The sequence below is a fragment of the Lutibacter sp. B1 genome (assembly GCF_012524075.1).
GTDB lineage: Bacteria > Bacteroidota > Bacteroidia > Flavobacteriales > Flavobacteriaceae > Lutibacter.
Window position 1 is genome coordinate 14,345 of the sequence record NZ_JAAZUI010000017.1, and the last position, 14,370, is coordinate 28,714.

Annotated in this window: 12 protein-coding genes; 5 read left to right on the plus strand and 7 right to left on the minus strand. The window is 28.1% G+C overall.

Features of this window, described 5'->3' with window-relative positions; all coding sequences use genetic code 11:
- Positions 1–32: 32 nt before the first annotated feature.
- A complete protein-coding gene (locus HGB55_RS10710) occupies positions 33–917 on the minus strand; it encodes a hypothetical protein (RefSeq protein ID WP_168816894.1) in 885 nt (294 codons plus the stop codon).
- A gap of 176 nt (positions 918–1,093) precedes the next feature.
- Complete coding sequence (locus HGB55_RS10715; RefSeq protein WP_168816895.1) at positions 1,094–1,660, minus strand: DUF6515 family protein; 567 nt, start codon at positions 1,658–1,660, stop codon at positions 1,094–1,096.
- A gap of 275 nt (positions 1,661–1,935) precedes the next feature.
- Between HGB55_RS10715 and HGB55_RS10720 the strand changes: the two genes are divergently transcribed.
- Positions 1,936–4,563 carry an AsmA family protein gene (locus HGB55_RS10720; protein ID WP_168816896.1) on the plus strand — a complete coding sequence of 876 codons (2,628 nt, stop codon included), beginning with the start codon at positions 1,936–1,938 and terminating at the stop codon, positions 4,561–4,563.
- Between the two features lies 1 nt (position 4,564).
- Here the strand turns inward: HGB55_RS10720 and HGB55_RS10725 are convergent, their stop codons facing one another.
- From HGB55_RS10725 to HGB55_RS10740, 4 genes are all read right to left on the minus strand, one after another.
- Complete coding sequence (locus HGB55_RS10725) at positions 4,565–6,799, minus strand: amino acid permease (protein WP_168816897.1); 2,235 nt, start codon at positions 6,797–6,799, stop codon at positions 4,565–4,567.
- Positions 6,800–7,018: 219 nt separating this feature from the next.
- Positions 7,019–7,351, minus strand: a complete 333-nt coding sequence (locus HGB55_RS10730) for a hypothetical protein (RefSeq protein WP_168816898.1) — start codon at positions 7,349–7,351, stop codon at positions 7,019–7,021.
- A 115-nt stretch (positions 7,352–7,466) separates the two neighbouring features.
- The gene (locus HGB55_RS10735; protein ID WP_168816899.1) at positions 7,467–7,634 is read right to left on the minus strand and encodes a DUF1328 domain-containing protein; all 168 of its coding nucleotides are present in this window, start codon (positions 7,632–7,634) and stop codon (positions 7,467–7,469) included.
- 216 nt (positions 7,635–7,850) lie between these two features.
- On the minus strand, positions 7,851–8,297 hold the full coding sequence (locus tag HGB55_RS10740; RefSeq protein ID WP_168816900.1) for a PA2169 family four-helix-bundle protein: 447 nt from the start codon (positions 8,295–8,297) through the stop codon (positions 7,851–7,853).
- A gap of 351 nt (positions 8,298–8,648) precedes the next feature.
- Between HGB55_RS10740 and HGB55_RS10745 the strand changes: the two genes are divergently transcribed.
- From HGB55_RS10745 to HGB55_RS10760, 4 genes are all read left to right on the plus strand, one after another.
- Positions 8,649–9,200 carry an AraC family transcriptional regulator gene (locus HGB55_RS10745; RefSeq protein ID WP_168816901.1) on the plus strand — a complete coding sequence of 184 codons (552 nt, stop codon included), beginning with the start codon at positions 8,649–8,651 and terminating at the stop codon, positions 9,198–9,200.
- A gap of 24 nt (positions 9,201–9,224) precedes the next feature.
- A complete protein-coding gene (locus HGB55_RS10750; RefSeq protein WP_168816902.1) occupies positions 9,225–9,671 on the plus strand; it encodes a response regulator in 447 nt (148 codons plus the stop codon).
- Between the two features lie 18 nt (positions 9,672–9,689).
- The gene (locus HGB55_RS10755) at positions 9,690–11,417 is read left to right on the plus strand and encodes an ATP-binding protein (protein WP_168816903.1); all 1,728 of its coding nucleotides are present in this window, start codon (positions 9,690–9,692) and stop codon (positions 11,415–11,417) included.
- A gap of 203 nt (positions 11,418–11,620) precedes the next feature.
- Complete coding sequence (locus HGB55_RS10760) at positions 11,621–12,655, plus strand: AraC family transcriptional regulator (protein WP_168816904.1); 1,035 nt, start codon at positions 11,621–11,623, stop codon at positions 12,653–12,655.
- Positions 12,656–12,709: 54 nt separating this feature from the next.
- On the opposite strand, the gene HGB55_RS10765 is transcribed toward HGB55_RS10760, so the two are convergent.
- Positions 12,710–14,248, minus strand: a complete 1,539-nt coding sequence (locus HGB55_RS10765) for a GH3 auxin-responsive promoter family protein (RefSeq protein ID WP_168816905.1) — start codon at positions 14,246–14,248, stop codon at positions 12,710–12,712.
- Positions 14,249–14,370 lie beyond the last annotated feature (122 nt).

Genomic DNA, 14,370 nt, shown 5'->3' on the forward strand with positions numbered 1-14,370 from the left:
TTAAAAATGTAGGTTGATGCAAAAATCATAATTTACCGTCTTTTTGAGGGGTAATAAATTGTATTTCCTAATTGGTAATTTAACTTAACAGCTATTGAAGGTAAATTAAACGATCTAAAACTGTGAGAAGTTCCGTAAACAATAATAGGTTCTATAAAATTATCGACAATAAGTTTACCTGTTCCCGATGGAGATTCTACCGATGTTTTCATAGACAGGTTAAACTGATAAGAAGCTTCAATATTCAACCCTAAATTTCGATTATTTTTAAAAGTAAACCTTTTTCCAATGGTAATTCCTAATTGAATAGGAACAAAAATGGGTTCTATAACGGTATTTTCGTAAAATGATTTAGCCAGTTCGTTATTGTTCACCACTTTTAGAAGCTCATCCGAGAAACCTAATGAGTCGCCAAAATCATATTTTTCTACCAATTCTTGCGGAGTTGCTTTTAGTTTAAATCGTTGAAATTGTATGTTGGCACCAAAATAAGTATCTTTCCATTGGGCAATATGGTAATTTACTCCAATCTCAAAATCAAAACCACCTTGTATATTATCTTTAATAAATTGTTTTCTTACAGCTTCTTCTTCACTGCCTTCAGGTAAAATATCTAAGGCAATAACCATATAGGCTCTTGAAAGTTGTCCAAAACCTGCATAACCTGAAATACGACTCGAAGTACAATACTCAAAACCAATAGCATTTTGAATGGGAAATTGGGATTTTAAATAAACTGTTAATGCCGGAATAAACTTATCATCTAAATAATTTGCTTGAGTTTCAGTTGTTTTCTCTGTAATTACTTCATTTAAAGCTAACAGTTCACTGTTTTCTTGCATTTGAGCATTGCAAGGAATAATTGAAACTATAAAAATAACACTACTTAAAAGCCAATAAAAATGTTTTATATTCATAAAAAATTACCATAAAATAAAGCACTAGTTGTAAATTATAATCATAATAGAAAAAAGTAAATTTATGATTTCTTACCTATAAATTTACTTTTTTAATGATTATTAACTAGAATGAAATTAAGTTTTTGGGGTTGAATTATTTTTTGATGAAGTTTTCAAAGGTTATAATGTTTAAATCATTCGTCAAGCTGCCCAACAACTTTAAAAGCTTTACCTTTTGGCGTAATTACAACTTTGTATAGTGTTCCTGCGTATTCGTAGTATTGTTTTCCATCTATTTCAACAATTTGAGCTTCTTCGGGCAAAAACTCAACAGTTATATCTTTTGGAGGTGAAACAACTTCGTATTCATTAGTTCCATCAACTTTTACGTAGTAATTGCCTTGGTAATAGTAGTAACTTGAATCTGCTACAACTATGGTTGTATATCCAACAGGTAAAACAGCCACTCTAATACCTATAGGTGCAGCAATTACCATATAGTTGCCATTGTAATACCTGTAATAAACACCTGCTCCGTAATAGTATTTTAAACCTGAATAGTTCACAACAACAGCACCGCGAGGCACAGTTTTTACCACTCTTGCAGCCGGAACTCTTTTGTGATAAACTACTGCCGGATTTCGTGCTTTTACTACAGTTCCTCTTGGAGTTTTTACTACAACTCTTTGAGCATTTATTTTACCACCTGTAAAAAGTAGCATAAAAATGCTTATGATAGTTACTAATTTATGTGTTTTCATTTTAAAGTGATTTTTTAAATTTTAGCTAAAATTAGTATAATAAGAATTCAATATTTTTAATTTTAAGGTGAAATAGCCTATTTGGACTGTGAAGCTTCCTGATATTAGTATGAACTAATATCATTCAAAAATTGATACTGATAAAGAACCAAAATAATAATTAGTTATTACTTTAAAGAAGTATTATTTAACATATAATTTTCAATGTTAATTTATTTGTTTTATACTTTTATACAATTAAATCAGTTAGATTTATAACACAAATAACTAAAAAGATGAATTATAAAAAAATTGGTAAAATAGTAGCTGTATTTGTTTTAATTTTTATCATTTCACTTATTGCGGTACCATATCTTTTTAAAGATAAATTAAAAGAATTGGTTGTAACCAGTGTGAATAATAATTTGAATGCACGTTTTGCTTTTGAAGATGTAGATTTAAGTTTGCTAAGCAGTTTTCCGCAAGCTTCATTAAAATTGAAGAATCTTTCTTTAATTAACAATGCACCTTTTGAAAACGATACATTGGTTTTTGTGAAAAATTTAGATTTAGAAATGCCAATTTCGGCACTTTTTAAAGGTGAAAGTGAAACAATTGATATTACTGCAATTAGTATTGATGAAGCCTATATAAATATTATATCAAATAAAGAAGGAATAGCTAATTACGATATATTTAAATCTTCTGAAAATAAGGATACTGATACTATAAATAACAGCGGATTTAATTTTGCTGTAAAAAAGTATGAAATAAAAAACAGCAATATAAAATATGAAGATGAAACATCTAATATGATGTTGATTTTGAATGAGTTCAATCATTCAGGTTCTGGTGATTTATCGGCTGAACAATCAAAATTAGATACAAAATCTTCAACATTGATTTCATTTAAATATGGAGAAACCAACTATTTTGAAAATAGTGAGTTGATTTTAGAAGCACTTTTTGGAATAGATTTAAAAACCAATACCTATTCTTTTCTTAAAAATGAAGCCAACATTAGTGGATTGCCTTTAACTTTTGATGGGAATTTGGTTTTAGGTGAAAACGGTCAAGATATCAATATTAGTTTTAAAACGCCTTCATCATCATTTAAAAACTTTTTGGCGGTAATGCCAAAAGAGTACTCTAAAAATTTGGATAATGTTAAAACGGAAGGAGATTTTAAAGTAGAAGGAATTATAAAAGGATTTAATAATGATGAAAGAATACCCAATATTGATATTAATATTGCTTCTAACAATGCTTCGTTTAAATATCCCGATTTACCTAAAGAAGTTAGAGATATAGTAATTAATGCTACTGTCAAAAATGAAACAGGATTGCTAAAAAATACAGCAGTAAATATCAACGCATTTAATTTTAGAATTGATCAAGATGTTTTTAAATCTAACGGAACTGTAAAAAACATCACTATCAATCCTTTGATTAGCGCTAATTTAAATGGTGTAATTAATTTGGCCAATATCTCAAAAGCTTATCCAATTAAACAAGAGGAAGCTTTAGAAGGAATTTTAAAAATGGATGTTTCAACAGCGTTTGATATGGATGCTATTGAAAAAAGTAAGTACGAAAGAATTAAAAGCAGCGGTAATTTAACATTAAATAACTTTAATTATACGTCAAAAGAATTTTCAAATCCGGTTAAAATTAGTGCTGCAGCCGTTAATTTTACTCCGGAAGTTATTACGTTAAAACAATTTAATGCAACTACCGGCAAAACGGATATCAATGCTACGGGTACCATAAATGATTTGATTGGCTTTGTAATTTCCGGTAAAGAATTAAAAGGAAATTTCATTATAACATCCAACACTTTTTCTGTAAATGATTTTATGGCTGAAGCAGCAGTTGATACCACACAGGTAACAACTAAAAAAAGTGCCTTAAAAATACCGGCATTTTTAAATTGCACAATTTCTGCTGATGCAAAAACTGTTTTATACGATAATTTGAAGCTTCAAAATGTAAAAGGAGTTTTAGTTATAAAAGATGAAAAAGTGGCACTTCAAAATGTTACATCTTCAGTATTTGGAGGAAGTTTGGCTTTTGCAGGGAATGTTTCTACCAAAGAAGCTACACCTACGTTTAAAATGGACGTTAAAATGGATGCTGTAGATATTTCCGATTCTTTTAACGGATTGGACTTGTTAACTGCATTGGCACCTATTTCTAATGTAATTAAAGGGAAATTAAATACTACATTACAGTTCTCGGGGAATTTAAATGAAGAGTTTACACCAAATTTAAATAGTTTGTCCGGCAACGCATTTGCTCAAATACTAACACAAAATATAAAACCTGAAAATGCACCATTGTTAAATGCACTTACAAGTCAGCTTCAATTTATAGATTTAGATAAACTAGATTTAAAAGATATAAAAACTCAATTTGATTTTGAAGGCGGAAAAGTAAATGTAAAACCATTTCAGTTAAAATATAAAGATATTGATATTGCTATTAGCGGAAGTCATAATTTTGATAAAACAATGGGGTATAAAGCTACTTTTATGGTTCCCGGGAAATATTTAGGAAGTGAAGTTACCGGTTTAATGGCAAAAATGAGCGACCAAGATGCGTCAAAAATAAAAGTGCCAATTACAGCTAATATAACAGGTAATTTTAGCAATCCAACCATAACTACAGATTATAAAAGTATGGTAAGTAATTTAGTTACTCAACTTGTAGAAAGTAAGTTGAAAAGTACAGGGCAAAATGCTTTATCAGGTTTGTTAAGTGGTGTTATAAAAGGAACTGATTCAACAAAAACTGGAGTGCCTAAAGTATTAGATTCTACAAATACAACAATCACAAAGCCAAAAGAAGCTGTAAATAATGCTATAAAAGAAGGTTTAAAAGGGCTTTTAGGTGGTAAAAAGAAAAAGAAAGATACTATAAACTAAACTATTTAATAAATTTAGAAGTTAATGTGTTAACAAATAGAATATTTCCTATACGGTCATAACCTTCAAAAATTTCGGTACTGTTATCAGGTTTAAGCATACTTTCTTGAAAACCAATTAGAGTTAAGTCGGCATCAGCAGAGTATTCATTAATTAATTCAATTCTGCTTTTGTTTTCATCAATAGGCAACACCCTTATATTATTGGCAGATATTGGTAAACGACCACTTGAAGTAAGTTCAATTAAGTTTTTTTCTTCTTGTAATAACTCTTCTTTAGGGAAAGTTGCGTAAATTTTGATTTCACCTTTTTTCCAATCAGGATGTCCCAAAATTATATAAGAAAGCAATATCATTAAGTTTGCATTTTCATAATCCTCTTTTCTAATCCATACGTGAATATCTTTTTTAAATCCAAAACCTTTATCAGAACTTGCCAAAATACATAAATCGTATTTAGCGGTTTTTAAAACATTGAAATTATCTATAATACTTGTAAGCCATTCTTTTTCACCTTTTTTATACTCAAAAAGCATCATATTGTTAGGCTGACCGGAAATGCCCGGTTGTTGAATTGCCTGTACAATTGCTGCTGTATTTGAAGGGAAAATTAGCGTTTGTAAAAAAACGTTAGATTCACTTGTTGAAGCGTTTTTTATTAATTTTTCGAGTTTTAATTCGGCATTTTTCTTGGTTTCTTCAGAAAAATAATCTTTTTCAAAATGTATGTAAGTTCCAAATCCGTAACGGTACGATATCCATTTCATCATTTCCAAGGCACTGTAACGTTCAAAACTGCTTTTAGAAAGGCATAGTAGAGCTGGGCGCCAAGCTTCTTCTGTTTTTTCTTTTTTTGTTTTTTGAAGAAATACTTGCATTGTTCGGCTTAGCTGATAAATAACTCCTTGAAAAATAGTAGCCATACCGGTTTTATTATCGTTTTTAGTTGAGATGTAAAAATAAAGAGCAACCATTAAAGAGATTGCTGCAATAGCATAAGGTGTATTTATTTTAAACATTAAAAAAATACACATTACAGCACCTAAGAGAGATAAATACCATTTAGATTTAAAAGATGGACGGTAAGATGGATCTGCCGCAAAATGTTGCATAAAAGAAATTAAACATAAAGAACCATAGGTTACCATAAAAAACATAGAAATAATTTCAGCCACAGCATTTACATCTCCCATTAGCACAAATAATAATGCAATTACACTGGTAACAATGGTTGCGTTTCTGGGTTCATTATTATTTTTGGTTCCTTTAGAAACCCAAAAATTAACAAATCTATTAGGGAAAACTTTATCTCCGGCAATTGCTTGTATAGTTCTGGGAGCTACCATAAATGAACCTATGGCAGAAGAAATTGTTGCAGCAGCCAAACCAATAGGTATAATAGGTCCCCAAATAGCTATTTTACTCATAATTAATTGATTGTTAACTAAATCTTCAACACTGGCAGAAGAAATAAGTTTATATGCAATAAATATGTAAATTATCATTCCAAGTATTGTTGCAGAAAGTGTGCCTAAAGGAATAGATTTTTTGGGATCACGTAAATCGCCAGAGAGTCCAACACCTGCTGTCATTCCTGTAAAAGCAGGAAAAATAATTGCAAAAACGTAAAAGAAACTTTTATCTGAAGCTACGCTGTTAAAAAGTTGTGAATTATCGAATGTTTCAGCAAAAGGAGTGTTTCCAAAAAAGAAAAACAGCAATGAAATGGCTAATATGGTAACAACTACATATAAAGCTTTTACACCTAAAACAGCACCTTTAGTTACCATCAACCAAATTAATAATAATAAGGCGGGAATACTAAATAGGCGATTGTCATAAATTTCGTACCCAAATTCTGAAAGTACCCAAGGCTTTATAGCTTCAAAAGATTCGGCAAAAGCAATTACATAAAAAGCTACGCTAACGGCTTGTGATAAATATAAAGTAATACCTATAGCTGCGCCTATATTTAATCCGAAAGATCTCGATATAATAAAATACTCGCCACCACCTTCTACTTTTTGATTTGTGGCAATTTCGGCCAAAGCCATAGCTGTTGGAATGGTTACTAAATGCCCAATTAAAATAATAGCTAATGTTCCAATAAAACCTACAGAGCCTACGGCAAAACCAAAACGTAAGAACATTATGGCTCCAAGTATTGTAGAAATAGCTGTTAAAAAAACAGGTAAAGTACCAAAGTTAGCTTTTGATGAAACCAGCGTTTTATTCATTTATAAATGGGTGAATTAATTTATTAAAAGTAAGAACTTTAATGGTAGAAAAAAAATAAAAGCAAAATTGAATTTGATGGTATTAAATAATATATAATATCGTGATTGTACATTACCTCTTTGAAAAAGGGAGATGTTGAAGAAAAGGAGGTTCATTAGTTAGAAGCTAATTGGGTAATGGAATAAATAAGTAAAATCTTTAATTAGGCTTGTTGCTAATTATTTGTTAGAAGTATTTTTTAAATAGTTTTCTTTTGGAATATTTTTAAAAAAATAAGCTACATCTAAATCGCCTTTTGGGCTATAATTAACTAATATGGTTCCTTTGCATTCGCTTTTAGTTTTAATTACATAGAGTATTGATGAATCAGAAGGATCACTCATGCCTTCAAATCTATTTTCGGCAACTATAAAAATATCTTCAGGAACAAATTCTTCTTTAGTAGATATATTTATTAATTTGTTGTTTTCATATCTAAAATTATGAGTATAACCTTGTTTTTCATATTTTTTAATATAGTCTATTTCGTGTTTTGAAAATTCATTTTTCATAATTATAAATTATTACTTTGTTAGTAATCTTAAAATTAAGAGTAATAAAAATGTACTAAGAATTTTTAAGCAATTGATATTTTTATTACCCTAAATTTATTTGTTGATTTTAACTTTATAGTTTACTCTTAAATCTTCCTGAAAATAAAGAGAGTACAAATAGTACTAGAAATATAAAGAATAAAATTTTAGCAATACTGGCAGCTCCGGCAGCAATTCCTCCAAAGCCAAATATACCGGCAACTATTGCAAGTATAATAAATGTGACAGTCCAACGTAACATAATATATAGTTTTTAGTTAATAAATATTTAATTTCTGTTTATCAGAATTTTATAGTGTAAATATCTAAATAATTAATAAGGTTTGTTAACGCTATAAATTTGAATATTAACTCATTAGGAATAGTATCAATTTTATAAATTGATTTTTTTGGATAAAAAAAGGGTGCTATTAGCACCCTTTTTTATTTCATATTTCAAAGCGTATTTCCCATTTAATTATGCTAAATCTTTTAACCCTGATATTGTAGATAAACCGCTTTCAATAGTGTTTCTTTGAGATTCTAAGATGTTTTTTGTACTCAAAGGCATTTCATCACTAATAACATCATTGTATTCAGCAATTGCGGCTTTTTCTCCTCTAATAGCTTCTTTTAACATAGCTTCTTCATCATTTGATGAAAAGAGAGATTTTATATCCATCCATGCACGATGTGTATCTCCTTTTAAACTACCACCTTTATCTATTTCTTGGCCAAAAGCTATTAGCTCAGATTTTAGTTCTCTTCCAAAATTAGAACGCTCTTCAGATTTTTGTTTAAAATATAATTTCAATCCTGAATTACTTACATTTTCTGCCGCTTTTTTATAACCTTTTTCGGCATCATATGTTTTTTCTAATAAAGCATTTAATTTGTCTCCCATTTTTTTAGTGTATGTTTTCATAATTTTAATTTTTTATAATTAGAAGTATTTTTTTTAGATGTTTACTTTTTAACATCAATTTTATTTGTCTAAATTTTATACAACAAACATACTATGTACATAAAGGTTAGATTAGTTCAAATGGTGTAAATATTAACTCATTTAAACCAGAGTAGGTTTTTTCCAATTTTATTAAAATAAAAGTATGAGCTTGTTTTAATTTAAAGGAATATTTACTGGAAAAACAACAGATTGTTACCTGTTAATTAATAGCTGTTTTTTTAAAAAATATTAAAATATGATATGCTAAGAAAGTTAAACAAAAAAAACTATCTTTGATAAAATCACCACAATAAAAAATGGCTACTTTCAATGAAATTATATTTAAATTATGACATTAATGTTGTTTATAAAGCTGTACTTAAAGAGCAGTTAGATAAAACAGATATTCAGTATGAGCTTAACGGAATAGGAGAAGTAAATTTGCTTAAAAATATTGATTCAAATGAATTAAAAACCCTTAGTGATCAGTTAGAAAAATATGGAATAACAATTATAGAAGATTATAAAAGTCAGTTGGTTCAGCGAATTAAAGATTCTGTAACTGAAATGATTTATAATGAAGAGTATGAAGAAAAATCTTATAAGGTATCGGTATATTTATCAGAAAAATTAAATTATTCATATACCTATTTATCAAACTTGTTTTCAGAAGTAACCTATACGTCAATAGAAAATTTTATAATTCTAAAACGGATAGATTATGTAAAAAGTTTAATTATTAATGATGAACTAACACTTACAGAAATAGCTTATAAATTAAATTATAGCAGTGTAGCTCATTTATCGGCACAGTTTAAAAAAACTACAGGCTTAACACCAACAGTTTTTCAAAAAATAATTACTAGAAGGAAAAAAGAATAGTTTTAATAACTAATATTTATTTTAATGAATTTGGAAATATTACAAATAGCACTAGTTGATGATGATGAAGATGATAGATTTCTTTTTAAAGAAGCTATTGAGGATATAGAAATGAACACAAACTTATCTCTTTTTAAAAATGGGAAAGAGTTTTTAGATTATATTTTTAAACCTGATATTATTTTACCTGAATTGGTTTTTTTAGATCTGAATATGCCGGTTATTAATGGAATACAATGTCTTACGGAAATTAGGAAGAATAATGATTTAAGTGCTTTGTCCGTAGCTATATATTCCACATCTTCATCAGACAAAGATATTGAAGATACATTTGTAAAAGGGGCAAATATATATATTAAAAAGCCAAACGATTTTAATAAGCTTAAAAACGTATTAGAAAAGGTATTAAAAATAAATTGGCAATATTTTACATCAGGTTTAAATAAAGAAAATTTTTTGCTAAAAATTTAATATATAAAATTAGTGTAGATGTTAAATTTTATTTCAAACTTAAAAAGAACTTATTTAGTAGCATTTATTGTAGCCATAGTTTTAATATTGCTTTCGGGTTATTTATTAAACAGGCAAATACATAAACTTAATAAATCGGCCGATTTGGTTTCTCAAACTGTTGAAGTTAAAGAAGAAATCCAAAAACTATACACATCATTAGTGTTGGTTGAGTCTGCAGAATTAAGCTATAGCATTACTAAGGATACTTTACAATTACAAACACTTCATAATTTAAAACGGAAAAGTGAAGCATCTTTAAATGAATTGATAAAAACTACAAGTAACCATTCATTTCAACAAGAAAGATTGTTATCTGTTTCAAAACTTAAAGATAGTCTTTTTAATAGTTTGCAAGTTGTTAATGAGCGATTAGATGATGAAAGGATTGGCTCTCGTTGGGTGCAAAAAGAGATGCAAAAGATTTCTGATCTACTTGATGATATTCAACTGCTTAAAGATAGGTTATTGTTAGAAGAGGACTTGTTATTAGTACAAAGAATGGAAGCATACCTTTTAGAAACAAGAACTACTCCTATAGTTTCTTTACTAATGGTTTTAATATCAATAAGTATCTTTTTATTAGCATTCAAAAAAATAAACGATTCTAGAAAAGAATTAGAAGAAACCCAATTATTATTACAAAATATTTTTAAAAGTACAGAGAATGTAATTAGCCATTTTGAAGCTGTGCGAGACGAAGAAGATAAAATTGTAGACTTTAAAATACGTTTTACCAATGAGCAGATAAAAAATATATATGGAGATACTGCTAAAAATATTGTAGGAAAACCAATTTCAAAAATTTATCCGGTATTATTTGAAAATGGTGTATTTGATTTATTAGTAGAATGTGTTGATAAAAATATACCTCAACATTATGAGCGTGACTTTAATTTTATAGGAGAACGAAAGTGGTTTTATAATACTGCCCGAAAAATTAATGATGGTGTTACAATTGCATCTACAGATGTAACTTATCAAAAGAAAGCAGAACAAAAATTAGCACAAAAGAACAAAGTTTTAAAACGATCAAATGCTGAATTAGAGTCTTTTAACCGTGTTGCAAGTCATGATTTGCAAGAACCTTTACGCAAAATACAATTATTTATTTCTCGTTTATACGATTCTGAAATAGATTCATTGACAGAAAAAGGTAAACTGTATTTAGATAAAGTAAGTAGTTCAGCCAATAGAATGCAATCTCTTATTCAACACTTGCTTTTGTACTCTAGAATTACCAAAGGAAATCAAAAATTTTCACCAACCAATCTTAATGAAGTATTAGAAAAAGTACAAGAAGATTTAGCTGAACAAATTATAGATACTAACGCAAAAATAACAATAGAAACATTGCCATTGGTAAAAGGTGTTTCATTTCAGTTAGAGCAACTTTTTAATAATGTGATTAATAATTCTATTAAATATCGTAAACAAGATGTTCAACTAACAATAGAAATTTCATCAAAACGAATCAATAAAAAATTTGTTGAAATTTATGTTAAAGATAATGGTATTGGTTTTAGTCAAGAACATGCAAGTAAAATTTTTGAACTGTTTCAACGATTACATCAAAACGAAGAATATTCAGGTACAGGTATTGGTTTAGCTATCTGTAAAAAAATAGCAGAAACACATAATGGTAGTATTTCAGCAAAAAGTGAACCGGATGTTGGAACGGTTATCACAATAAAATTACCTGTATAAACTTTATTTCTTATAAAATTTATTACTTCTAATGTAATTCAAAAATAGCATAATGCAATTTTTGTATTTATGCTTTCCACATTTTTTTAGTTAAATAATGAAATTATATAACACAATCAAAAAGTTGTATAACACAAAAACTACTGTGTTTTTTCACCTTTGTAATGTTAAATAAAAGATTATTAACTATAAAAATAACGATTATGAAAATCATACAAATGCAAACATCAAACATACAAACGATGCTGGAGCAATTCAATAATTTGCTTGGGGGAGATTTAACCGTTAATACTATAGAACATTTTTTAGAACTTAATAATAAATTAGCAAAAGGGTGTATAAAAGGATACTCATTTAAAGGAGGAGTTTCAGCCTTACAATACAATTTAAAATTTAGAGAAGATTATAAAATTAAGTTAGATAATTCTGAAAACAATCCTATTTACTTTATTTATTGTTCTAAAGGAAGCATTGAACACGCTTGGAATAATGGAGATAAAAGAAGAAAAATTGAGAGATTTCAAACTTCAATACTATCAGCAGCAAATTTTGGAAATGGGAGTGAGTTTTATTTCAAAAAAGATGAATATTGTAAAGTGTTGATAATTAGAATAGAGCGTAAAAGTGATTTTATAAATTTTTATAAAGATCAACATTTAGATAACAATCAGTTTTCTGAATTGTTTTCGGAAATTGCCAATAAAAGGTATGAGTATATAGGAAGTTATAATTTAAAAATTGCAGATCAAATAAATCAATTGTCATCTGTTAAAGAAGAAGGCATTATTAAAAGTTTATTAATAGAAGGAAGAGTTCATTTAATTTTAGCTATGGAAATTGAACAACGTGTTAATGAGTTAAATAATAATAAACAAAATAGAGGTTCTTTAACCAATAGAGAAATGTCTTTATTAAGAGAAGTTTCAGAACAAATTCAAAAAGAACCGGATTATACATATACTATTAAATATTTATGTAAAAAAACAGGTTTATCTGCATCAAAATTACAAGAAGGTTTTAAACTAATGCACAATAAAACCGTGACTGAATTTATCAGAAATGTTCGTATTGAAACTGCCGAAAAATTGATGAAAACAACCGACATGAATATTTCACAAATTGTGTATAGTATTGGTTTTTCGAGTAGAAGCTATTTTTCAAAAATATTTAAAGAAAAATACAATTGTAGTCCAAGTTTTTATTTAGACAGCTATAAAACTTTGCCAACTGCAATATAAAAAATACCCTTTATCAAATTTGCAATTGCAAATTTGATAAAGGCTTTTAGTAAATTAAAAGTTGATTTTTGAAAGCTTTTTATCAGTAAATTTTTCCCACTTTTTAAATGTATCTTCATTCATTACACGTTCCATTTTTACCTGACCTCCTTTTTTCTTATTCTTTTCATTCCATTGATAAAATATGTCTAAAGTAATTAATTTTACTTTAATACCTTTTAAAGCTTTGTTTCGGGCAACGTTATAATTTTTATTTGCATCTTTTAAAAATGAATCAAGCGATTCTTCAATTTGTTGTGTGTTAATTTCACTTTCAATTCCTAAATACCAGCAATGGTAAAAATCACCATCAATTCTTTTTGCACTTAAAACATATTCCGGAATTTTTACATCAAATTTTTCTTCTAAAAATTGTATTGCATCATTTAGTTTTTCAACAGAAAGTTGTGAGCCAACTGTATTTAAAAAGAATTTTGTTCTTCCTGTAATTTTAATTTCAATTTTATCTATATCGGTAAATCTAATAGTATCACCAATTAAATAGCGCCATGCGCCGGTAACCGTACTTATAATCAAAATATATTCTTGATTTTCTTCTACTTCTGATAGTTTTAAAGATGGAGCATCTTGTATAATAGATCCGTCTTCTTTAATATATTCCGGCTTAAAAGGAACAAATTCAAAATAAATTCCTTTATCTGTTACTAGTTTCATTGAGGAGGTTTCAGGTCTGGTTTGAAATGCTAAAAATCCTTCTGAGGCTAAATAAGTATCTATAACCGTTATAGGTTTTCCTAATAGCGCATTAAAACTTTTTTGATACGATTCAAACGCCACACCTCCAGATGTGTAAACCTGAAAATTAGGCCAAATTTCATGAATGTTTTTTAGGTTATAAAATGAAATAATTTTTTGGAGTACTATTTCTATCCACGACGGTATTCCGCTAATAGCTCCAATATCCCAATTTTTTGCCCTTTTTACAATTTGATTTACTCGTTGATCCCAGTCGTCTATTTGAGCAATATCATCACCCGGTTTATAATAACCTTTAAACCAATATGGAATATTATTAGCGCTAATACCACTTATTTCTCCTTCTAAAAAATTACCACTTTCATTAAGATTCGTAGAACTTCCCAACATTAAAATTTCCTTTTCAAAAAAATCAGAAGAAAGTTCAAAATTACTCAATGTAAATATTTGTTTTATACCTGTATCTTTAATGGATTTGACCATTTCGTCTGTTATAGGAATGCGTTTACTTTTTTTTCCTGTTGTGCCGGAACTTAAAGCAAAATAAGTTGGTTTTCCCGGCCAGGTAATATTGGTTTCTCCTTTATGTAATTTATACCACCATTCTTCATTAATTTTTTTATAATCAAAATAGGGTATTTTTTTTCTAAAGGTTTCTTCAATGTTTTCTGAATTTAAAATTTCTTCAAAATTATAATAGTTACCAAATTGGGTGTCTTTTGCTAAGCTTAAAAGATTTCTTAGCATTTCTACTTGTGTTACTTCATGGTCTATCCGAGAAGAGAATGTATCTCTAATATCAATTATACCTTTAATAATACTTCCTAAAATTGCCATTTTTATTTTTTTTATGTGATTTCTCCGAAACTACAGAGAGTAATACATATATGTTAGCTGATTTAATTCAAATATTAACTCAAAAGATTATGAATCTTAAAAATCTGTTAAATAGGTTGTTA

Excerpts from the sequence above, each read along its gene's own strand:
- HGB55_RS10720 (WP_168816896.1), top strand. The coding sequence starts at position 1,936 with ATGAATTATAAAAAAATTGGTAAAATAGTAGCTGTATTTGTTTTAATT.
- HGB55_RS10755 (WP_168816903.1), top strand. The coding sequence starts at position 9,690 with ATGTTAAATTTTATTTCAAACTTAAAAAGAACTTATTTAGTAGCATTT.
- HGB55_RS10750 (WP_168816902.1), top strand. The coding sequence starts at position 9,225 with ATGAATTTGGAAATATTACAAATAGCACTAGTTGATGATGATGAAGAT.
- HGB55_RS10710 (WP_168816894.1), bottom strand. The coding sequence starts at position 917 with ATGAATATAAAACATTTTTATTGGCTTTTAAGTAGTGTTATTTTTATA.
- HGB55_RS10725 (WP_168816897.1), bottom strand. The coding sequence starts at position 6,799 with ATGAATAAAACGCTGGTTTCATCAAAAGCTAACTTTGGTACTTTACCT.
- HGB55_RS10740 (WP_168816900.1), bottom strand. The coding sequence starts at position 8,297 with ATGAAAACATACACTAAAAAAATGGGAGACAAATTAAATGCTTTATTA.
- HGB55_RS10760 (WP_168816904.1), top strand. The coding sequence starts at position 11,621 with ATGAAAATCATACAAATGCAAACATCAAACATACAAACGATGCTGGAG.
- HGB55_RS10765 (WP_168816905.1), bottom strand. The coding sequence starts at position 14,248 with ATGGCAATTTTAGGAAGTATTATTAAAGGTATAATTGATATTAGAGAT.
- HGB55_RS10735 (WP_168816899.1), bottom strand. The coding sequence starts at position 7,634 with ATGTTACGTTGGACTGTCACATTTATTATACTTGCAATAGTTGCCGGT.
- HGB55_RS10730 (WP_168816898.1), bottom strand. The coding sequence starts at position 7,351 with ATGAAAAATGAATTTTCAAAACACGAAATAGACTATATTAAAAAATAT.
- HGB55_RS10745 (WP_168816901.1), top strand. The coding sequence starts at position 8,649 with ATGAAATTATATTTAAATTATGACATTAATGTTGTTTATAAAGCTGTA.
- HGB55_RS10715 (WP_168816895.1), bottom strand. The coding sequence starts at position 1,660 with ATGAAAACACATAAATTAGTAACTATCATAAGCATTTTTATGCTACTT.